This is a genomic window from Mesorhizobium sp. M0587 (genome assembly GCF_040320945.1).
Classification (GTDB): domain Bacteria; phylum Pseudomonadota; class Alphaproteobacteria; order Rhizobiales; family Rhizobiaceae; genus Mesorhizobium.
The window spans coordinates 31080-51566 of sequence record NZ_JAMYQP010000025.1; the positions used below are offsets into that span (position 1 = coordinate 31080).

Genomic DNA, 20487 nt, shown 5'->3' on the forward strand with positions numbered 1-20487 from the left:
CATGGCGAGAGGCGTCATCCTTCTCGCGGCGGGCGGAACCGGCGGACATCTGTTTCCGGCCGAGGCGCTGGCGCATGAGCTGAACGAACGCGGCTGGACGGTGCATCTGGCCACCGACGACCGCGCCGAGCGGTTTGCCGGCCATTTCCCGGCCGCCGCCATCCATCCGATCCAGTCGGCGACTTTAGGCTCGAAAAATCCCATCGCCCTGCTTGGCGCGTTCTGGAAGATATGGCGCGGCGTGCGGCAGGCCTCCGCGATCATCGGCCGGATCAAGCCGGATGCCGTCGTCGGTTTCGGTGGCTATCCGACCTTGCCGCCGCTCTACGCCGCGACACGGCGCAAGGTGCCGACGCTGATCCACGAACAGAATGCGGTGATGGGGCGCGCCAACCGGGCGTTGGCCGGCCGCGTCGATGCCATTGCCGGCGGCTTCCTGCCGCAGGATGCAAGTGCCGCCGGCGCCAAGACGGTGACGACGGGCAATCCGGTCAGGCCTCGGGTGCTGGAAGCGGCCAAGACGCCTTATGCAGCGTCGTCCGGGGACCAGCCGTTTCGCCTGCTGGTGTTCGGCGGCAGCCAGGGCGCCCAGTTCTTTTCCGACGCCGTGCCGGCGGCAGTCGCGCTGCTCTCCGATGCGCAGCGCAAGCGGCTGGTCATTACCCAACAGGCTCGCGCGGACGACGTGGCGCGGGTGAAGGCGGCTTATGCGTCCCTTGCCGTCAATGCCGAGGTTTCGCCTTTCTTCACCGATATGGCGGTGCGCATGGCAGACGCGCACCTGATCATCTCGCGCTCCGGCGCCTCGACCGTGTCGGAGATCGCGGTCATTGGCCGGCCGGCGCTGCTGGTGCCCTATCCCTATGCGCTCGACCATGACCAGGCCGCGAACGCGGCGGCCCTTGCGGCGGCCGGCGGTGGTGAGGTGCACCCGCAATCCTCGCTTTCGCCCGAGCTCATCGCGTCCCTCGTCGGCGGGCTGATCGACACCCCCGAGCGGCTTGCGGCGATGGCGGCGGGAGCGAAATCGGCCGGCAGGCCGGACGCTGCACGGTTGCTCGCCGATCTCACAGAGGCTATTGCGTCGAAAAAAACCGTTTCGGATTTCAGGAAGGGCACGCACGCATGAAGATGCCGCAAACGATCGGGCTTGTGCATTTCATCGGCATTGGCGGCATCGGCATGAGCGGCATTGCCGAGGTGCTGCACAATCTCGGCTACAAGGTGCAAGGTTCCGACCAGGCCGACAGCGCCAATGTGCAGCGGCTGCGCGACAAGGGCATCGAATGCTTCGTCGGCCACAGAGCCGAAAATCTCGGCGATGCCGAGGTTGTCGTCGTCTCGACGGCGATCAAGAAATCCAATCCGGAACTGAAGGCGGCGCGGGAAAAGTTGCTTCCCATCGTGCGCCGCGCCGAGATGTTGGCTGAGCTGATGCGCTTTCGCCAGGCGGTGGCGATCGGCGGCACGCATGGCAAAACGACGACGACCTCGATGGTCGCCACCTTGCTCGAAGCCGGCGGGCTCGACCCTACCGTCATCAATGGCGGCATCATCAATGCCTACGGCACCAACGCCCGCATGGGCGACGGCGAATGGATGGTGGTCGAGGCCGACGAAAGCGACGGCACCTTCCTCAAGCTGCCAGCCGAGATCGCCGTGGTCACTAACATCGATCCCGAGCACCTCGACCACTATGGCAGCTTCGACAAGGTGCGCGAGGCGTTCCGCCAGTTCGTCGAGAACGTGCCGTTCTACGGCTTCGGCGTGATGTGCACCGATCACCCGGAAGTGCAGGCGCTGGTCGGCCGCATCGAGGATCGCCGCGTCATCACCTATGGCGAGAACGCGCAGGCCGATGTGCGCTTCACCAATCACCGCATGGCGGGTGCCGTTTCGGAATTCGACGTGGTGATCCGCAACCGCAAGGGCGGTGGCCAGACTGCCATATCGGGCCTGCGCCTGCCGATGCCCGGCCGCCACAACGTCTCCAACGCCACCGCCGCGATCGCGGTCGCGCATGAACTCGGCCTGTCCGCCGAGGCGATCAAGAAAGGCCTGTCGTCCTTCGCCGGCGTCAAGCGCCGCTTCACCCTTACCGGTTCGTGGAACGGCGTCGATGTGTTCGACGATTACGGTCACCATCCGGTCGAGATCTCAGCGGTGCTGAAGGCGGCGCGCAGCGCCACCAATGGCCGCGTCATCGCCATTGCCCAGCCGCATCGCTTCACCCGGTTGCATGATTTGTTCAACGAGTTCTCCACCTGCTTCAACGATGCCGACACGGTGATGGTGGCGCCGGTCTACGCGGCCGGCGAAGAGCCGATCGACGGCGTCACTTCCGACGCGCTTGTGTCGCGGATCCGTGCCGGCGGCCACCGTGACGCCCGCTACATCGAGGGGCCGGCGGCTATCGCGCCTGTTATCCGTGACCTGGCCAAGCCTGGTGACTTCGTGGTCTTCCTCGGCGCCGGCAACATCACCCAATGGGCCTATGCCTTGCCCAAGGAGCTTGGCGGGACCGTCTCATGATGCACGGCCAGGCCCTGATCGACAAACTTGGCGACCGGCTTGCCGGCCTGCGCGGCCGCCTGACGCCGAATGCCGAGATGGACAAGATCACCTGGTTCCGCGCCGGCGGCCTTGCCGAGGTATTGTTCCAGCCAGCGGACGAGGAGGACCTTGCCGCTTTCCTCAAGGCCGTTCCCGAAGAGATACCTCTGACCGTCGTTGGTGTCGGCTCGAACCTTCTAGTGCGTGACGGTGGCATCCCAGGTTTTGTCATCCGGCTTTCGGCCAAGGGCTTCGGCGAGGCGGAGATCGTTTCGCCGATCAGGATCAAGGCGGGTGCGGCCACGCCCGACAAGCGTGTTGCCGCAGCGGCGCTCGAAGCCGGCATTGGCGGGTTTCATTTCTATCACGGCATTCCGGGTGCCATCGGCGGCGCGCTGAGGATGAATGCCGGCGCTAATGGCGTCGAGACGCGCGAGCGGGTCGTCGAGGTGCGGGGGCTCGACCGCAAGGGCAATGTCCAGACGCTGAGCAATGCCGACATGGGCTACGCCTATCGCCATTCGGCGGCACCGGTCGGGCTGATCTTCACGTCCGCCGTGTTCGAAGGCTTTGCAGAGGACAGAGCGGTGATCAAGGCGGCGATGGACGCCGTGCAGAATCATCGCGAGACGGTGCAGCCGATCCGCGAGAAGACAGGCGGCTCGACCTTCAAGAATCCGGAAGGCACGTCGGCCTGGAAAGAGATCGACAAGGCGGGCTGCCGCGGTCTCTTGATCGGCGGCGCGCAGATGTCGCCGATGCACTGCAACTTCATGATCAACACCGGAACCGCGACCGGCTACGACCTGGAATATCTCGGCGAGACGGTGCGGGCGCGGGTCCTCGAACATTCCGGCATCCGGCTCTACTGGGAAATCAAGCGCATCGGCGATTTCCGGCCCGGGCATGCCGTCCAGGAGTTTCTTGGACAACTCCTCTGACCGTCGTTGAAGTTCATGTGATGCATGAACTTCAACCATGCCGGAACAGCCGCGCGACCGTTGCTCCAAAGACTCAACGACACGGTTTTTGCATCCATTTTCTCAGAAAGTGAATCTCTCGGAATCATAAGCACTTGCCAGTGAATCAACTCTCTGATTCTCTGCTCCAAAGCGTTTCCTGATTTGAGTCGTTCGACGCGTTTCAGCGTTTTCCGTCTGGGGGGCAACCTGCCGGGAGACTCTGACTCAATGTTGCGGAAATCCTGGTTTTTGATCCGCCGCGAGAGGGGATGACGGGGAATGACAAGCAAGCATGTGGCCGTATTGCTGGGTGGGTTTTCGTCCGAGCGGCCCGTGTCCCTGTCTTCCGGAAAGGCCTGCGCCGATGCACTTGAGCAGGAAGGTTATCGAGTCACCCGCGTCGATGTCGGTCGCGATGTCGGTTCCGTGCTTGCCGATCTTAAACCCGACGTTGCCTTCAACGCGCTGCATGGTCCGTTCGGCGAGGACGGCACGATCCAGGGCATCCTCGAATATCTCGGCATTCCCTATACCCATTCCGGCGTGCTCGCCTCGGCGCTCGCCATGAACAAGGAACTGGCGAAGAAGATCGTCAAATCGGTCGGCGTTCCGGTCGCCGAATCGAAGGTCGCCAATCGCTTCGCTATCCAGAACAAACACCCGATGAAGCCGCCCTACGTGGTCAAGCCAGTCAGTGAGGGATCGAGCTTCGGTGTCGTCATCGTGCATGAGGGGCAGACGCATCCGCCGCAGATCATCGGGTCGTCCGAGTGGAAATATGGCGATACCGTCATGGTCGAGCGCTACATCCACGGGCGCGAACTGACCTGCGCCGTCATGGGTGATGTGGCGCTCGGCGTTTGCGAGATCATCCCGACGGGCCATTCCTTCTACGACTATGATTCAAAATATGTCGCGGGCGGATCAAAACACGAATGCCCCGCAAAAGTTTCACCGAATATTTACCAAAAAATACAGACACTGGCGCTCAAGGCTCACCAAGCTGTCGGCTGTCGGGGCGTATCCCGGTCGGACTTCCGTTATGACGATCGTCACTCCGAAAATGGCGAGGTTGTATGGCTCGAGGTCAATACCCAGCCGGGCATGACGCCGACGTCTCTGGTGCCTGAAATCGCCGCCCAGGCAGGGCATTCGTTTGGCGAACTGTTGAGTTGGATGGTGGAGGACGCTTCGTGTCTGCGTTGAAATGGGGACAGGGCAAGGGGAAGAGCGCGGCTGGGCCGTCGCTGTTCGGCCTGCCATTGTCGTTTGACCATTTCGTATTGCCGCGCGTGCTTCGCCGCCCGGTGCGGATCCTGGCGCGCCTGGGCGAGGGCGAGTTCCAGGCGCCGCGCTTCTCGCTGGCCATCATGTCGGCGGTGCTGCTCGCTTCGAGCGGCGCTTATGGCGCGTATCTTGGCGGCCACGCCGACGGTATCATTCAGAGCATCACCGCCCGTACCGGCTTCGCCGTCGACCAGGTCAAGGTGGTGGGTAACCGCCAGACCTCCGAGATCGATATTCTCGACCGGCTCGAGCTCGACGGCTGGACGTCGCTGATCGGCTTCGATGCCGAGGCGGCGCGGGAGCGTATCGCCACTTTGCCGTGGATCGAGATCGCCGCGGTGCGCAAGGTCTATCCGCACACGCTGGAAGTGCGCGTCGAGGAGCGTGTGGCCTTCGCGCTCTGGCAGCAAGGTAATGATCTTTCCGTCATCGAGAAGGACGGCGCTGTCATCGCGCCGTTCTCTGGCGGCAAGCAGGTGATGCTGCCGCTGTTGATCGGCACCGGCGCGCCGGCCAAGGCGCCGGACTTCCTGGCCAAGGTCGAAAAATATCCTGATTTCGCCAGCCGCATCAAAGGCTATATCCGCGTCGGCGAGCGGCGCTGGGACCTGAAGCTGGACAACGGCATCACCGTCAAGCTTCCCGAGGATGACGAGGGCCAGGCGATCGCCGAGCTGGTCAGGATGGATCATGACAAGGCGCTGTTGTCGCGCGACATCGCCGCCGTCGACATGCGGCTGTCCGACCGGCTGGTCGTGCAACTGACGCCCGAGGCCGCGACGCAGCGCGAAGCCGCGCTCAACGAGAAACCCAAGAGCCTGAAGCGCAAGCCGGAGACGAAAATATGAGCTGGCTTGGCGGTCATGGCGATGCCTCGTCGCGCCGGTCCGGTACCTTGACGGTGCTGGATGTCGGCTCGAACAAGGTCTGCTGCATGGTGGCGAAGCTGAAGCCATGCGATGACGGCAAGCTTTTGCGCGGGCGCTCGCACCGGATCCAGGTGATCGGCATCGGCCACCAGAAGTCGCAAGGCGTGAAGTCGGGCGTCATCGTCGATCTCGACCGCGCCGAACATGCCATCCGTCTTTCCGTCGATGCCGCCGAGCGCATGGCCGGGCTGACGGTGGATTCGCTCATCGTAAACATGACCGCCGGGCGGCTGAAGAGCGAAGCCTTTTCGGCCACCATCAACCTTGGCGGCCACGAGGCCGACGAGGCCGACATTAAGCGGGTGCTCGGCGCCGGCGCTAAGCAGGCGCTGAAGATCGAGCGCGAGGTGATCCATTCGCTGCCCGTCGGATTTTCGCTGGATTCCGAGCGCGGCGTGCGCGATCCGCGCGGCATGGTCGGCGACACACTGGGCGTCGACATGCATGTGCTGACGGGCGACGCTGCGCCGATGCGCAATCTGGAACTCTCCATCAACCGCTCGCACCTCTCGGTCGAGCGCATGGTGGCGACGCCCTATGCCAGCGGCCTGGCGGCACTTGTCGACGACGAGCTGGAACTGGGTGCCGCCTGCATCGACATGGGCGGCGGCACGACGACGATCTCGGTGTTTGCTGAAGGCAAGTTCGTCCATGGCGACGCCATCGCCATCGGCGGCAATCATGTCACGCTTGACATGGCAAAGGGGCTCTCGACTTCGCTCGACGCCGCCGAACGGCTGAAGGTGATGCATGGCTCGGCGCTGCCGGGCAGCGCCCACGACCGCGACCTGATCTCGATCCAGCCGATCGGCGACGACGGCGACGTGCCGTTGCAGATCCCGCGTTCGGTGATGACGCGCATCGTGCGCGCCCGCATCGACGAGACGCTGGAACTGTTGCGCGACCGGCTGAACAAGTCCGGCTACGGCAATGCCGTCGGCAAACGCGTGGTGCTCACCGGCGGCGCCAGCCAGTTGGCCGGCCTGCCGGAAGCCGCACGCCGCATCCTGGGGCGCAACGTGCGCATCGGGCGTCCGCTCGGGGTGGCGGGCTTGCCCGAAGCAGCGAAGGGCCCGGCCTTCTCGGCCGCGGTGGGGCTTCTGATCTATCCGCAGATGGCGAGCTTCGAGAGCCATCCGGCGAAAGGAATTTCCGGTCTCAGGATGACTGGAACGGGCGGAAAACTGCATCGCATGAGTCAGTGGTTGAGAGACAGTTTCTAATTGACGGGGACAGCCCCATAGGCGGCCGCGGCGGCGAAGCGGCGTGAAAGGCAAAGGACGGAGACAATGACCATCAATCTGCAAAAGCCGGACATCACCGAGCTTAAGCCGCGCATCACCGTGTTCGGTGTCGGCGGCGGCGGCGGCAATGCCGTCAACAACATGATCACCGCCGGTCTGCGCGGTGTCGAGTTCGTGGTGGCCAACACCGACGCGCAGGCGCTGACCATGTCGAAGGCCGACCGGCTGATCCAACTCGGCGCGCATGTCACCGAGGGCCTCGGCGCCGGCTCGCAGCCGGAAGTCGGCCGCGCTGCTGCGGAAGAGTGCATCGACGAGATCATCGACCACCTGTCCAACACCCATATGTGCTTCGTCACCGCCGGCATGGGCGGCGGCACCGGCACGGGCGCTGCTCCGGTCGTTGCCCGCGCTGCACGCGAGAAGGGCATCCTCACCGTCGGCGTCGTCACCAAGCCGTTCCATTTCGAAGGCCAGCGCCGCATGAAGACGGCGGACTTCGGCATCGAGGAATTGCAGAAATGCGTCGATACGCTGATCGTCATCCCCAACCAGAACCTGTTCCGGCTGGCCAATGACAAGACCACCTTCGCCGATGCCTTCGCGATGGCCGACCAGGTGCTCTATTCCGGTGTCGCCTGCATCACCGACCTGATGGTCAAGGAAGGCCTGATCAATCTCGACTTCGCCGACGTGCGCTCGGTGATGCGCGAGATGGGCAAGGCGATGATGGGCACCGGCGAGGCTTCGGGCGAGGGCCGCGCGATGGCCGCCGCCGAGGCCGCGATCGCCAATCCGCTGCTCGACGAGACCTCGATGAAGGGCGCCAAGGGCCTGCTGATCTCGATCACCGGCGGCCGTGACCTGACCCTGTTCGAAGTCGACGAGGCGGCGACCCGCATCCGCGAGGAAGTCGACCAGGACGCCAACATCATTCTTGGCGCCACTTTCGACGAGGAACTCGAAGGCGTCATCCGCGTCTCGGTCGTCGCCACCGGCATCGACAAGTCGGCGGCCGAAATCGCCGCGGCGCCGATCTCGATCCGCACGGCGCCGCAGAAGCCGGTCAGCCGCCCGGCGGCTGCCGCGGTGGAAAGCCGTCCGGCACCTGTCCAGCAGCCGGCGGCCTACGAGCCGCGCGCCGTCGATCCGGTCGCCGAGGCGATCCACATGGCCGAAGCGAACGCCGCCGCGATGGCGCAGGCTCGCCCGGCCCCGGTCGCCCATGCGGACGATTTCCGCCCGCAGAGCAAGATCTTCCAGGCGCCGCCCGCGCAGCCGCAGCCAATGGCTCAGCCTGTCGTCCAGCAGATGCAGCCGGCGCCGCAGCCGCGCGAGATGCTGCGCGAGGTGCAGCAGCCGGTGGCGATGGCGCCGCAACGCATGCCGCGCGTCGAGGACTTTCCGCCGGTCGTGAAGGCCGAGGTCGATGCCAAGAGCCGTCCGGCGGATCACGAGAACAGCGGGCCGATGGGCCTGTTGAAGCGCCTGACCAACGGCTTGACCCGCCGCGAGGAAGAGCCGGCCCGGCTGCAGCCGGCACAACCGCGCGAACCCAAGCTGCGCCAGGCCCCACCCGAGGTGCGCCGTCTCGCCAGCCAGGACGCCCAGCTCTACGCGCCACGCCGCGGTCAGCTGGACGACCAGGGCCGCCTGACGCCGCAGACCAGGGCGACTCAGGACGACGATCAGCTGGAGATTCCGGCATTCCTGCGCCGCCAGGCCAACTGATTGGTAAACGGGCTGTAACACTTGTTAACAGGCAAGCAAGGAATTGCTTGCCTGTTAACGTTTAAAATGGTGCAAATTCAAGCGGTTATCGCGCATAGCCGTTCCCTGTCGCGGTTACAAAGAGTAAGAAACCGTGATTTGGAGTCTCCCTGCCGGGACATTATCTTCGCTGCCTACCATCGTCGGTATGCGGGATTTCGGGGGAAATGACCCTGTCTGCCGATTTCAAACAAGAGCCGCGCCCTCGGGCTGGAAAAGCGGACCTAGGCATTTCGGGCTTATGGGGATTGTCTTGCACGACTACCAGACGACATTGAAGACGCGCGCGTCGCTTACCGGCACCGGCGTCCACAGCGGCAAGGAAGTGTCCCTCAGTTTCCTGCCGGCGGATGCAAATACCGGCATCGTTTTCCAGCTTGTCAATGGAGCGGAGCAGGGGCGTGAGTTCCGCGCCCTGTTTTCCGAGATCGGCGCTACCGACCTGTGCACCATGCTCGGCGATCCGGCGGGCGAGCATATCGCCACGGTCGAGCACATCATGGCGGCGCTGTTCGGGCTCGGCATCGACAATGTCCTCATCGAGATCGATGGCCATGAAGTCCCGATCCTCGACGGCAGCGCCATGGCGTTCGTGGAAGCCATCGACCAGGCTGGCATCGAGACGCTGCCGGTCAAGCGGCGCTATATCAGGGTCGTCAAGCCTGTCCGCATCGAGAACGGCGCCTCATGGGCCGAATTCAGGCCTTATGACGGCACCCGCTTCGAGGTCGAGATCGACTTCGAAAGCCCCGCCATCGGCCGTCAGCTTTTCGCGTCCGACCTCAATGCCGACATTTTCCGCCGCGACATCGCGCGCGCTCGCACCTTCGGCTTCATGAAGGATGTCGAGCGGCTGTGGGCGGCGGGCTACGCGCTTGGTTCCTCGCTGGAGAACTCGCTGGTGATTGGCGACGACAACCGCGTCATCAACATGGGCGGGTTGCGCTATCCCAACGAATTCGTGCGCCACAAGACGCTGGATGCGATGGGCGACCTGGCGCTGGCCGGCGCCCGTTTCATCGGCTGCTTCCGTTCCTATCGCGGCGGCCACAGGCTGAACGCGGCGGCGCTGCGTCGCCTGCTGTCCGATCGCACGGCCTTCGAGATCGTCGAGACGACACGCCGCGAGCGTGGCCGTGCCGCCGAGATGAGCGCCGTCAACGCGCCGCTCTATGCGCCCTGGATGATCTGATTCCTTTAAGTTTTTCGCATTCAATGGCGGCATGGGTGTTGCATGAATGCATCATCCATCCGCGAAATCGCGCAGATGCTCAGGCCGCGATGCGCCGCCACAAAAATGTGCGATTGCCTAGACATAGCGTTGCCGGGCAAGGCGGTTATGGTCTATGGCTGCTGCCGTCCATTTGTGCACGTCGTCTGGAAGTGGGGACCATTTTTGGGACAGCGGCTTGCAAAAGGCATTGAAATAACGCCGAAAGGGCGCAATCCAATCATGTTCTTCAAGCGAATTGGTCAATCGAAAGCGACGCAGCCGTCCGTTTTCCTGGCGCTTTCGGTGGTTGTTCCATCGCTCTTCCTGTCGGCCTGCATGTCGTCGGAGAAAGATATCGACCTGTCGACTTATGTCGACCAGACCGAGCCGGCCGACGTTCTCTACAATCAGGGCCTCGCCAATCTGAATGCCGGGCGCCTGCAGGAGGCGAGTCGCAAGTTCGACGCGGTCGACCGCCAGCACCCCTATTCGGAGTTCGCCCGCAAATCGATGGTGATGGGCGCCTTCGCCGACTATCGCCAAGGCAATTACGACGAGGCGATCGCGTCGGCCAAGCGCTATCTCACCCTCTATCCCTCGACCGACGACGCGGCTTACGCGCAGTACATCATCGGCCTGAGCTATTATCGCCAGATCAAGGATGTGACGCAGGACCAGAAGGAAGCGCGCCAGACCATGCAGACGATGCAGGACCTGGTGACGCGCTGGCCGACCTCGGAATATGTCGAGGACGCCAAGGAAAAGATCCGCTTCGCCAACGACCAACTCGCCGGCAAGGAAATGCAGATCGGCCGCTACTATCTCGAGCGCCGCGAATACATCGCCGCCGTCAAGCGTTTCCGCAACGTGGTCGAGAACTATTCCAACACGCGCCATGTCGAGGAGGCGCTCGCCCGCCTGACCGAAAGCTATTATGCGATGGGGCTGACCTCGGAGGCCCAGACGGCCGCCGCAGTGCTCGGCACCAATTATCCCGACAGTTCATGGTACAAGGATTCCTACAAGCTGTTGCAGAGCAACGGGCTTGCGCCGCGCGAAAATGCCGGGTCGTGGATTTCCAAGGCCGGCAAGCTGATCACCGGCGCCTGACCCCAGAGCATCGGACTGAAGCGCTTTTTCGGATTGATCCGGCGATCAAACAAAAAGATAGTGCGGCGCTGCGACTCCAACTGGTCGCGTGCCGCATTGAAGCGCGCCGCGCTTTAAGTCTTTTGTTTTCGTGCATGTCGCTACCCCGAAACCGGGTCCAATTCTGGGCGACATGCAATAGGTCCGGGTTCTGATGCTTTCCAGATTGTCGATCCGCGATATCGTCCTGATCGAGAAGCTGGATATCGACTTCCAGCCCGGCCTTTCCGTGCTGACCGGTGAAACCGGCGCCGGCAAATCCATTCTGCTCGATGCCTTGTCGCTGGCGCTCGGCGCACGCGGCGACGCTTCGCTGGTGCGCCACGGCGCGACGCAAGGCCAGGTCATCGCCGTGTTCGATGTGCCGCGCAACCATCCGGTGCGCGCGCTGCTTGCCGAAAACGCCATCGAGGACGACGGCGACATCATCCTGCGCCGACTGCAGACGGCGGACGGCCGTACCCGGGTCTTCGTCAACGACCAGCCATCCAGCGTGACATTGATGCGCGATGTCGGCCGCGCGCTGGTCGAGATCCACGGCCAGCACGACGAACGCGCCTTGATCGATCCCGGCGCGCATCGCGATGTGCTCGACGCCTTCGGCGGCCATCTCGGCGCCGTCCGCTCGACGGGCGAGGCATGGCGGCACTGGCGCGCCTGCGAACAGGAGCTTTCGCGCCATCGCGCCAAGGTGGCTGCCGCGGCACGCGAGGCCGATTATCTGCGTGCGGCCGTGGCGGAACTGACCAAGCTCGATCCGCAGCCCGGCGAGGAGACCGATCTTGCCGAATTGCGCGCCTCGATGATGCGGGCGGAAAAGATCGCATCGGAAATCCACGACGCCCAGGACGTGCTGTCCGGCCCGTCCTCGCCCTTGCCGCAACTGGCCAGCCTGCTGCGCCGGCTGCAACGCAAGGTGACGGAGGCGCCCGGCCTGCTCGACGAAGTGGTCAAGTCGCTCGACGAGGCGATGCTGTCGCTCGACGCGGCGCAATCGGGCGTCGAGGCCGCGTTGCGCGCCACCGAATATGATCCGCAGCGGCTGGAGAAGGCCGAGGAGCGGCTGTTTTCGTTGCGCGCGGCGTCGCGCAAGCACAGCGTCGCCGTCGACGAGCTGGCGCAACTGCGCGACACGATGGTGGCCGATCTCGCCGATCTCGACGCCGGCGAGGAACGCTTGCATGGGCTGGAAAAGCAGGCTGCCGCCGGGCGCGAAGCCTACGACATCGCCGCGGCTCAGCTTTCCTCGCTCCGCCACGCGGCGGCGGTCGGCCTGACCAAGGCCGTCATGGCCGAACTGCCGGCGCTGAAGCTCGAACGCGCGGCCTTCATCGTCGAGATGAAGAGCGAGGCCGAGAGCCGCATGGAAGAGGGCATCGACCAGATCGAGTTCTGGGTACGCACCAATCCCGGCACGCGGCCCGGGCCGATGATGAAGGTGGCTTCCGGCGGCGAACTTTCGCGCTTCCTTTTGGCGCTGAAGGTTGCGCTCGCCGACCGTGGCTCGGCGCCGACGCTGGTTTTCGACGAGATCGACACGGGTGTGGGCGGCGCCGTGGCGGACGCGATCGGCCAGCGGCTGGCGCGGCTGTCGAAGCGCGTGCAGGTGCTGTCGGTGACGCATGCGCCGCAGGTGGCGGCGCGCGCCGAGACGCATTTCCTGATTTCCAAGTCGGGCGGCACCGACCGTGTCGCGACAGGCATAGCCGAGATGGACCGGCCGGCGCGGCAGGAGGAGATCGCCCGCATGCTGGCCGGCGCAACCATCACCGACGAGGCGCGCGCCGCCGCCGAGCGGCTGCTGCGCGAGAACACCGGCGCTTCCTGAGCGCATGGTCGCCCGGCTTTGACGTGGAGCCAGCTTGTTGCGCCATCCCGCTGTTTCAGCGCGGTTTTGCCAGAATTCCGCTCCCGCGAATCCGAAAGCTGATCTATTGTCCCGGCCAAGAGCAGGTGGGTCTGAACCATGTCCGAGATACCAGTCGAAGCCCTGACCGAAAGCGAGGCCGAAGCCGAGTTGAAACGGCTGGCCGAGGAGATCGCGGAGCACGACCGGCGCTACCATACGGAGGACGCGCCTGTTATCTCGGACGCGGAATATGATGCGCTGACGCGGCGCAACCTTGCCATCGAACAGCGTTTTCCTGCCCTGGTGCGCGAGGATTCGCCGTCGCGCCGGGTCGGTTCGGCCCCGGCGGAAGGCTTCACCAAGGTGCGCCACGCGGTGCCGATGCTGAGCCTCGCCAAGGCCTACACCGACGAGGACGTCGCCGATTTCATCGAACGCGGCCGGCGGTTCTTCGACCGCGACAAGGGTCTCGACATCGCCTTCACGGCGGAGCCGAAGATCGACGGGCTGTCGGCTTCGCTGCGCTATGAAGGCGGGGTGTTCGTGCAGGGGGCGACGCGCGGCGACGGCACGGTCGGTGAGGACATCACCGCCAATCTGCGAACGATCGCCGATATCCCCGCCAAGCTGAAAGGCTCGGGCTGGCCCGAAATCATCGAGATACGCGGCGAGGTCTACATGACCTATGCGGAATTCGAGGCGCTGAAGGCACGGTCGGCGGCGGTCGGCGGCCAGGACTACGTCAACCCGCGCAACACGGCGGCGGGGTCGCTGCGCCAGAAGGATCCATCCGTCACCGCCAGCCGCAACCTCAAATTCTTCGCCTATGCCTGGGGCTACACCACGACCGATCCCGCTCCGACCCAGTACGATGCGGTGCAGAAATTCGCCGACTGGGGGTTCAGGGTCAGTCCGCTGATGGTGCGGGCTAAATCGGCCGAGGAGCTGATCGCGCATTATCACCGGATCGAGGAGCAGCGCTCGTCGCTCGGCTACGACATAGACGGTGTCGTCTACAAGGTCGACCAGCTGGAGCTTCAGCGCAGATGGGGGTTCGTAACCGGCGAGCCGCGCTGGGCCGTCGCCCATAAATTCCCGGCCGAACAGGCGATGACGACGGTGCAGAGGATCGACATCCAGGTCGGCCGCACCGGCACGCTGGCTCCGGTCGCGCGGCTGGCTCCCGTGACCGTCGGCGGCGTCGTGGTCGAGAACGTGACGCTGCACAACGAAGACTACATCAAGGGCCTGGACAGCAATGGCCAGCCGATCCGCGACGGCATCGACGTGCGCATCGGCGACACGGTGGTGATCCAGCGGGCAGGGGACGTCATCCCGCAGATCGTCAGCGTTGTCATCGACAAGCGTCCGCCCGATGCCGTGCCTTATGAATTCCCGCATACCTGCCCGATCTGCGGCTCGCCGGCGACGCGCGAGATCAACGAGAAGACCGGCAAGGAGGATTCGCGCCGCCGCTGCACCGGCGAGCTGATCTGCCCGGCGCAGGCCGTGGAGGGATTGCGCCATTTCGTGTCGCGCGGCGCCATGGATATCGAGGGCCTCGGCGCGGAAAACATCGACACATTCTTCAACGCCGGATTGATCAAGACAGCCGCCGACATCTTCACGCTCAGGGATCGCCGTCCCGCCGTCACCAAGGCGCTGGCCGAGCGGCGCGAGGAGCAGGCCAGGCAGCGCGAGGCGGCGTCGGGCAAGACGCGCAAGAATGTGCGCAGCGTCGAGGACCGCAACTATGAGGGCCTCGACAAGCTGTTCGCGGCCATCGACGCGCGCCGCGAACCGGAGCTCGACCGCTTCATCTTCGCCCTCGGAATCCGGCATATCGGCGAGACGACGGCGGCCGTGCTTGCCCGCACCTTCTCGACCATCGAGGAATTGATCCGCGTCGGCAAGGAAACGGCGGCGGCGGAGGATCCGCACGGCGTTTTCCCGTCGATCAACGGCATTGGCGACACGGTGATCAATGCGCTTGCCGATTTCTTCGGCAATGAACGCAATGACGACGTGCTCGACGCGCTGCTCAAGCAGGTCAAGCCGAAGCCGTATGTCGTCAACGTCGCGGCCGACAGCGTGGTCGCCGACAAGACGATCGTGTTCACCGGCTCGCTGGAAAAGATGACGCGCTCCGAAGCCAAGGCGATGGCCGAACGCCTCGGCGCCAAGGTGGCGGGCTCTGTTTCCGCCAAGACCGATCTGGTGGTGGCCGGGCCCGGCGCCGGTTCCAAGCTCAAGCTCGCCACCGAACTCGGCATCGAGGTGATCGACGAGGACGCCTGGCTGCAGCGGATCGGCAAGGCATGACGGAAGGTGCGTTCAAAGGCTTCGGCCCAAAGGCCATTCCGTTCCTGAAGGCTCTGGACTTCCATCAGAACCGCGAATGGTTCCTGGAAAACCGCGACCTTTTCGAAAGGGAGTTGCGCGATCCGTTCGGCGATCTCGTCGAGACGCTTACGCAGCGCTTTGCCGCGGCCGGGCTTGGCCTCAAGGGCGACCGCAAGAAATCGCTGTTCCGGATCAACCGCGACGTGCGCTTCGCCAAGGACAAGCGGCCTTACAACCGGCATCTGTCGGCGATCCTGTCGCCCGACGGCACGAAGATGGAGCAGGGCGTGTTCTACGTCCATGTCGGGCTGGAACGCTGCTTCGCCGATATCGCCTGGTGGCAGCCCGGCCCGGAGCTGCTGCTCTCCATGCGCAAGGCCATCGCGACGCGGCCGGACACGTTCCGCGCGCTGGTGGCTGCCTTGAAGAAGAATGGTCTTGAGTTCGAGGCAGAAGGCCGCATGAAGCGCACGCCGCGCGGCTTCGAGCATGTCGGCGATCCCGACCTTGTCGAGGCGATCCGCAACCGGCATTTCTACGTCCAGCACGTCATCGACCCGGCCGGGATCCACACGGCGGCGCTGGTCGACGAGCTGGTCGATTTCACCATGCGCGCCAAGCCGCTGCTCGACTGGGGCAGGGCGATCGAGGGCAGGGTCTCGGAGCATCAGACCGCCCCGTAGCCGTTTCGGATTTCAAGTCGATGCACGAAATTGTCCTTTGAAGGATTGACAGGGTGAGTGCAGCTATGCTACATATTTTCCCATGGTGCTGAGTTGCGCCAACGACCCGCCGCCGAGGCGGGTTTTGCGTTTCTGGCCCTGGCGCCATCCTGCACGGGCGATGAAGCACAGTCCTGCGGTCCTTCACGGGGCCTCACGAAATCCTGCGATCCCACAAGGCCGCGTTATACGGGTTCGCAGCTCGACTGGTCCGAGACATCAGTTTCGCTGATTTGTTGGCTCAAGCGAATTCGTCTGACTTTTCAACCGCGCACCCCTAAATACCGGCGCGACGTAGGAATGTGACATGTCAGCTGAGACCTTGACCACCAATTCCGTGAGCAGCGACTTCTGGAGCGGCGTGCGGCTGTCGATGCCTGTCGTCGTCGCCTCGGCGCCGTTTGCCCTCTTGTTCGGAACGATTGCCGTCGACAACGGATTTTCCGTGCTGGAAGCGTTCCTAATGAGCGCGCTTATTTTCGGCGGTGCCAGCCAGATGGTCGGCATCGAACTGTTCGGCCAGCATGTCGCGCCGTGGCTGATCGTGCTGTCGATCTTCGCCGTCAACTTCCGCCATGTGCTCTATTCCGCGGGCATCGGCCGGCGCATCGCGCACTGGCCGGTGGTCCAGCAGGCCTTGGGCTATTTCGTCCTCACCGATCCGCAGTTCGCGGTGGCCGAGGCGAGGGCGGCGTCCGGCCAGACGGTCGGCTTCGCCTGGTACCTGGGGCTTGGCCTGCCGGTCTATGTGTTCTGGGTGACCGAAAGCGCGCTCGGCGCGGTGTTCGGCAAGCTGATCCCCGACACGCACGCGCTGGGCATCGATTTCCTGCTGCCGATCTATTTCCTGGGCCTCGTCATGGGCTTCCGCAAACGGCCGTTGTGGCTGCCGGTGGTCATCGCCAGCGCAGCCGCCTCGATCATCGCCTACAAGACGGTGGGATCGCCCTGGCACGTCTCCATCGGCGCGATTGCCGGCGTGCTGCTTGCCGTCATCCTGCCTCCCCACCATAGCGGCGTCGAGGCGCGGTCATGAGCACGACGCTTTGGATCATCATCGCCGGCGCGATCGCCACCTATCTTACCCGCGTCGGCGGGCACCTGGTCATCTCGCGTTTCGAGACCATCCATCCGCGCGTCGAAGCCGGGCTCAACGCCGTGCCGGCGGCCGTGCTGACGACGCTTGTGGCGCCGGCCGCGCTCGGCGCCGGACTGGCGGAATGGGCAGCACTTATCGTGGCCGCCGTGGTGTCGCTGCGCGGCGGACTGATGTCGATGTTCCTGGCGGGAGCGGCGGTGCTGATACTGGCCCGGCAGTTCGTAGGCTGATCGACCTTACCTCCGCGATATAGCCACCCATGCGCTTCGCCTAAGCGCCGACGAGCAGGCGAACGGCAAACCCTTGTCAGGCGCGCTTCCTGAATATCGCAGCGATCCGGGCCACGCTCAGCCAGATCGCCTCCGACCTCTCCTGATGCGCGCGGCGCACGGCGCCGGCATAGATGATCTCACGCTGTTTGGGCGTCAACGCGTTGAGATCGAGCGGCCCACTGCCGAAGGATTCAGGTAACATTTCGCTCTCCGTGCTGGCGGTCCCGATCGGTGCCAACGCCGGCAATTTACGTGATGCCTTCCATCAGATAAAATGAGTAATAAAGATAGTTTTCTTCTCTGGGAGAGATGGATGGATTTGTCGGATCTCCGAATTTTCCGCATGGTGGTGCGCGAGGGCGGAATCACCAAGGCGGCGGAAAAACTGTTTCGCGTGCAGTCGAACGTGACCACGCGCGTCCGGCAGCTCGAAGAGGATCTAGGTGTGCGGTTGTTTATCCGCGAGGGCAAGCGATTGCATGTATCGCCTGCCGGCCAAAGATTGATCGAATATGCGGACCGGTTGCTGGCGCTTGCGGAGGAGGCCCGAACAGCAGTTCTTGATCCGCGCCCACGCGGCACCCTGCGCCTTGGCGCCATGGAGAGTACCGCCGCCGCTCGGCTTCCAAGTCTCCTCGCCGAATACCACGCATGCTATCCCGAAGTGGAGATCCAACTGCGCACCGGCAACCCGCAAGTTCTCGCGGCCGCAATGCTCGCCGGCGAACTCGACGCAGCGCTCGCAGCCGAGCCAATCGCCGACAATCCGTTCGAAAAGCAACCTGCATTTCTCGAGGATTTGGTCATTGTCTCGGCGGCATCGCGCGTTTCAGTCGAGAACCGCCTTGATATGCCCAAAACCATGATCGCCTTTGAACACGGCTGCCCGCATCGCAAGCGGCTGGAAGAATGGTATGCGCGCCGAGGGTTTATGGCCGAGCAAATCATTGAGCTCGGTTCATATCATGCCATGCTTGGTTGCGTGGTGGCTGGTATGGGCATAGCGCTGATGCCGAAAAGCGTGCTTTCGGGTTTTCCTGAAAGCGGCAGGCTGCGGATGCATGAACTGCCTTCGGACGAAGACAATGTTCTCACAGTGTTGTTTTGGCGCAAGGGGGCCAGTTCTCCCAATGTTCAGGCTTTGCGGGAGATGCTTGCAAAACAAGGCCCCCCGATCCCAGCCAGAGCAGCCACTGCGACTACTGCTTGAGATCGTGCGGCAGCGGGGCGGTTGCCTTCTCCAGCCAGGCCAGCGTTTCGCCGTCGAGCATCGGGCCGATCTCGGCCAGCACGCGGGCGTGGTAGGTGTCGAGCCAGTGCAGTTCCTCGCGGGTCAGGAGGTCCGAGCGCACCAGCCTGACGTCGATCGGCGCCAGCGTCAGCGTCTCGAAGCCGTGCATGGCGATGTCGCCGCCCTCTAACTGTTCGGCGGGCGTCACCAGGATGAGGTTTTCGATGCGGATGCCGTAGGAACCTTCCTTGTAGTAACCCGGCTCGTTGGACAGCATCATGCCTTCGAGCAGCTTTTCGGTGCCTGTGCGGGCGATGCGCTGCGGGCCTTCATGCACGGCCAGGTAGGACCCGACGCCATGGCCGGTGCCATGGGCGAAATCGCAGCCGTGCTTCCACAGCGCCATGCGCGCGACGGCGTCGATTTCCGAACCGCGCGTGCCGGCGGGGAAGCGCAGCGTCGAGATGCCGATCATGCCTTTCAGCACCAGCGTGAAGCGTTCGCGCATTTCTTCGGTCGGCTGGCCGATCGGCACGGTGCGGGTAATGTCGGTGGTGCCGTCCTGATATTGCGCGCCGGAATCGAGCAGGAACAGTTCGCCGGCCTGGAGTTTGCGGCTGGTGGCGCGCGACACGCGGTAATGCATGATGGCGCCGTTCGGACCGGCGCCCGAAATAGTATCGAAGGACACGTCGCGCAGCGGCATCTGGGTTTCCTCGCCAGTCTGCCGGCGCGTCTCCTCCAGCCTGGTGACGACCGATATCTCGTCGAGCGAGCCGGGTTTTTGCCGCTCCAGCCAGCACAGCAGCTTCGCCACCGCCGCGCCGTCGCGGCGATGCGCGGCGCGCGAACCGTTGATCTCGGCCTGGTTCTTGGTGGCGCGCGGGATGCGGGCGGGGTCGGGAGCGGCAATCACCGTGCCGCCATTGTCCTCGACCAGCATGCGCAGCCTGTCGGCCGCCAGCACCGGGTCGAGTGCGATCTTCGCGCCGCCTTTGGCGAGCGCCATGATCGCCGCCTCGAATTCGCCGGGTTCACGCGGCTCGGCGAGCTGCGTGAGGTAGGCCGCGACCTGGCGCGAGAATTTGCGCCGATCCATGAAAAGCTGGTGCGATCCGTCGACGGCGAGAATGGTAAAGCCGAGCGCCAGCGGCGTGTGCGGCACGTCGCCACCGCGGATGTTGAAGGCCCAGGCGATGGAGGAGGGGTCGGTCAGCACTGCATGGGTAGCGCCGTCCTTGCCGATCGCCGCCGCCAGCCGCGTCAGTTTGTCCTTGGCGAGCTCGCCGGCAAAGCCGATCGGGTGAAGCTCGACGGGGGCCACCGGCGCCTCGGGCTGGTCCTTCCAGATAATGTCGATCGGGTTCTTGTCGAGCGGAACCAGGACGGTGCCCGTCTTGTCGGCCGAGGCCTGCAGCGCCTTGACCTCGCCGACAGTGTGCAGCCACGGATCGAAGCCGAGCCGCGCGCCCTTGCCGAGATTATCCCTGAGCCAGACGGCGGGCGGATTGTCGACCAGGTTTTCGACCGAAAAGATGTCGAGATCGACTTCGCCGCGCACTTGCAGCGTGTAACGGCCGTCGACAAAGATGAAGGCGCGGCCGCGCAGAACGATGGCGACACCGGCCGAGCCGCTGAAGCCGGTCAGCCATTTCAGCCGCGCCGAACGGTCGGCGACATATTCGCCCTGATGCTCGTCCGCACGGGGAACGATAAAGCCATCGAGGCCGTTCTCGGCCAGCCATTTGCGCAGCAGCGCCACGCGCGGTTTGCCGACGGCCGGGTCGCCCGCGGAATCGAAGGTCTGGAACATTATTGATCTCGCTCACATGGTGCGGGTGTCGAACCCTAGCGCATGGGCTGT

Annotated in this window: 17 protein-coding genes; 15 read left to right on the forward strand and 2 right to left on the reverse strand. The window is 64.2% G+C overall.

Going from position 1 to position 20487, the window contains the following annotated elements:
- Position 1 precedes the first annotated feature (1 nt).
- The 14 genes from murG (at position 2) to NKI49_RS21490 (ending at position 17350) form a co-directional block, all read left to right on the forward strand.
- Entirely contained in the window at positions 2 to 1129 is a 1128-nt protein-coding gene (gene murG / locus NKI49_RS21425; protein ID WP_352597720.1) for an undecaprenyldiphospho-muramoylpentapeptide beta-N-acetylglucosaminyltransferase, read from the forward strand.
- Complete coding sequence (murC, locus tag NKI49_RS21430) at positions 1126 to 2532, forward strand: UDP-N-acetylmuramate--L-alanine ligase (protein ID WP_352597722.1); 1407 nt, start codon at positions 1126 to 1128, stop codon at positions 2530 to 2532. The genes murG and murC overlap by 4 nt, the downstream gene beginning before the upstream one ends.
- A complete protein-coding gene (gene murB, locus NKI49_RS21435; RefSeq protein WP_352597723.1) occupies positions 2529 to 3494 on the forward strand; it encodes a UDP-N-acetylmuramate dehydrogenase in 966 nt (321 codons plus the stop codon). The genes murC and murB overlap by 4 nt, the downstream gene beginning before the upstream one ends.
- Before the next feature lie 300 nt (positions 3495 to 3794).
- Positions 3795 to 4721 (forward strand): D-alanine--D-alanine ligase, encoded by a 927-nt coding sequence (locus tag NKI49_RS21440; protein WP_352597725.1) that lies wholly within the window; start codon positions 3795 to 3797, stop codon positions 4719 to 4721.
- On the forward strand, positions 4709 to 5650 hold the full coding sequence (locus tag NKI49_RS21445; protein WP_352597727.1) for a cell division protein FtsQ/DivIB: 942 nt from the start codon (positions 4709 to 4711) through the stop codon (positions 5648 to 5650). The genes NKI49_RS21440 and NKI49_RS21445 overlap by 13 nt, the downstream gene beginning before the upstream one ends.
- The gene (gene ftsA / locus NKI49_RS21450) at positions 5647 to 6954 is read left to right on the forward strand and encodes a cell division protein FtsA (RefSeq protein WP_352695759.1); all 1308 of its coding nucleotides are present in this window, start codon (positions 5647 to 5649) and stop codon (positions 6952 to 6954) included. Before NKI49_RS21445 ends, ftsA begins: the two co-directional genes overlap by 4 nt.
- A 66-nt stretch (positions 6955 to 7020) precedes the next feature.
- A complete protein-coding gene (ftsZ, locus tag NKI49_RS21455) occupies positions 7021 to 8706 on the forward strand; it encodes a cell division protein FtsZ (RefSeq protein ID WP_352597731.1) in 1686 nt (561 codons plus the stop codon).
- Positions 8707 to 8986: 280 nt separating this feature from the next.
- Positions 8987 to 9937: a UDP-3-O-acyl-N-acetylglucosamine deacetylase gene (lpxC, locus tag NKI49_RS21460; protein WP_352597733.1), complete on the forward strand. Its 951-nt coding sequence runs from the start codon at positions 8987 to 8989 to the stop codon at positions 9935 to 9937.
- 261 nt (positions 9938 to 10198) lie between these two features.
- Positions 10199 to 11068 carry an outer membrane protein assembly factor BamD gene (locus NKI49_RS21465; RefSeq protein WP_352597735.1) on the forward strand — a complete coding sequence of 290 codons (870 nt, stop codon included), beginning with the start codon at positions 10199 to 10201 and terminating at the stop codon, positions 11066 to 11068.
- Positions 11069 to 11261: 193 nt separating this feature from the next.
- The gene (gene recN, locus NKI49_RS21470; RefSeq protein WP_352597737.1) at positions 11262 to 12935 is read left to right on the forward strand and encodes a DNA repair protein RecN; all 1674 of its coding nucleotides are present in this window, start codon (positions 11262 to 11264) and stop codon (positions 12933 to 12935) included.
- Between the two features lie 138 nt (positions 12936 to 13073).
- Positions 13074 to 15278 carry an NAD-dependent DNA ligase LigA gene (ligA, locus tag NKI49_RS21475; protein ID WP_352597739.1) on the forward strand — a complete coding sequence of 735 codons (2205 nt, stop codon included), beginning with the start codon at positions 13074 to 13076 and terminating at the stop codon, positions 15276 to 15278.
- Complete coding sequence (locus NKI49_RS21480; protein ID WP_352597740.1) at positions 15275 to 15982, forward strand: DUF2461 domain-containing protein; 708 nt, start codon at positions 15275 to 15277, stop codon at positions 15980 to 15982. The genes ligA and NKI49_RS21480 overlap by 4 nt, the downstream gene beginning before the upstream one ends.
- Before the next feature lie 346 nt (positions 15983 to 16328).
- Positions 16329 to 17057, forward strand: coding sequence for an AzlC family ABC transporter permease (locus NKI49_RS21485; protein ID WP_352597742.1), 729 nt, complete (start codon positions 16329 to 16331; stop codon positions 17055 to 17057).
- Positions 17054 to 17350 carry an AzlD family protein gene (locus NKI49_RS21490; RefSeq protein WP_352597744.1) on the forward strand — a complete coding sequence of 99 codons (297 nt, stop codon included), beginning with the start codon at positions 17054 to 17056 and terminating at the stop codon, positions 17348 to 17350. The genes NKI49_RS21485 and NKI49_RS21490 overlap by 4 nt, the downstream gene beginning before the upstream one ends.
- A gap of 76 nt (positions 17351 to 17426) precedes the next feature.
- On the opposite strand, the gene NKI49_RS21495 is transcribed toward NKI49_RS21490, so the two are convergent.
- Positions 17427 to 17594 carry a hypothetical protein gene (locus NKI49_RS21495; RefSeq protein WP_352597746.1) on the reverse strand — a complete coding sequence of 56 codons (168 nt, stop codon included), beginning with the start codon at positions 17592 to 17594 and terminating at the stop codon, positions 17427 to 17429.
- A gap of 111 nt (positions 17595 to 17705) precedes the next feature.
- Here NKI49_RS21495 and NKI49_RS21500 point away from each other — a divergent pair, with 111 nt between their 5' ends.
- Positions 17706 to 18602: a LysR family transcriptional regulator gene (locus tag NKI49_RS21500; protein ID WP_352597748.1), complete on the forward strand. Its 897-nt coding sequence runs from the start codon at positions 17706 to 17708 to the stop codon at positions 18600 to 18602.
- Here NKI49_RS21500 and NKI49_RS21505 read toward each other — a convergent pair.
- Positions 18592 to 20436 carry an aminopeptidase P family protein gene (locus tag NKI49_RS21505; RefSeq protein WP_352597750.1) on the reverse strand — a complete coding sequence of 615 codons (1845 nt, stop codon included), beginning with the start codon at positions 20434 to 20436 and terminating at the stop codon, positions 18592 to 18594. The genes NKI49_RS21500 and NKI49_RS21505 overlap by 11 nt on opposite strands.
- Positions 20437 to 20487: the final 51 nt, after the last annotated feature.

What these genes read in the sequence shown, in the direction of transcription:
- ligA (WP_352597739.1), top strand. Translation starts at nt 13,074, where the DNA reads ATGTCCGAGATACCAGTCGAAGCCCTGACCGAAAGCGAGGCCGAAGCC.
- murC (WP_352597722.1), top strand. Translation starts at nt 1,126, where the DNA reads ATGAAGATGCCGCAAACGATCGGGCTTGTGCATTTCATCGGCATTGGC.
- NKI49_RS21500 (WP_352597748.1), top strand. Translation starts at nt 17,706, where the DNA reads ATGGATTTGTCGGATCTCCGAATTTTCCGCATGGTGGTGCGCGAGGGC.
- lpxC (WP_352597733.1), top strand. Translation starts at nt 8,987, where the DNA reads ATGGGGATTGTCTTGCACGACTACCAGACGACATTGAAGACGCGCGCG.
- recN (WP_352597737.1), top strand. Translation starts at nt 11,262, where the DNA reads ATGCTTTCCAGATTGTCGATCCGCGATATCGTCCTGATCGAGAAGCTG.
- ftsA (WP_352695759.1), top strand. Translation starts at nt 5,647, where the DNA reads ATGAGCTGGCTTGGCGGTCATGGCGATGCCTCGTCGCGCCGGTCCGGT.
- NKI49_RS21465 (WP_352597735.1), top strand. Translation starts at nt 10,199, where the DNA reads ATGTTCTTCAAGCGAATTGGTCAATCGAAAGCGACGCAGCCGTCCGTT.
- NKI49_RS21505 (WP_352597750.1), bottom strand. Translation starts at nt 20,436, where the DNA reads ATGTTCCAGACCTTCGATTCCGCGGGCGACCCGGCCGTCGGCAAACCG.
- NKI49_RS21440 (WP_352597725.1), top strand. Translation starts at nt 3,795, where the DNA reads ATGACAAGCAAGCATGTGGCCGTATTGCTGGGTGGGTTTTCGTCCGAG.
- NKI49_RS21495 (WP_352597746.1), bottom strand. Translation starts at nt 17,594, where the DNA reads ATGTTACCTGAATCCTTCGGCAGTGGGCCGCTCGATCTCAACGCGTTG.
- murG (WP_352597720.1), top strand. Translation starts at nt 2, where the DNA reads ATGGCGAGAGGCGTCATCCTTCTCGCGGCGGGCGGAACCGGCGGACAT.
- ftsZ (WP_352597731.1), top strand. Translation starts at nt 7,021, where the DNA reads ATGACCATCAATCTGCAAAAGCCGGACATCACCGAGCTTAAGCCGCGC.
- NKI49_RS21485 (WP_352597742.1), top strand. Translation starts at nt 16,329, where the DNA reads ATGTCAGCTGAGACCTTGACCACCAATTCCGTGAGCAGCGACTTCTGG.
- NKI49_RS21480 (WP_352597740.1), top strand. Translation starts at nt 15,275, where the DNA reads ATGACGGAAGGTGCGTTCAAAGGCTTCGGCCCAAAGGCCATTCCGTTC.
- murB (WP_352597723.1), top strand. Translation starts at nt 2,529, where the DNA reads ATGATGCACGGCCAGGCCCTGATCGACAAACTTGGCGACCGGCTTGCC.
- NKI49_RS21490 (WP_352597744.1), top strand. Translation starts at nt 17,054, where the DNA reads ATGAGCACGACGCTTTGGATCATCATCGCCGGCGCGATCGCCACCTAT.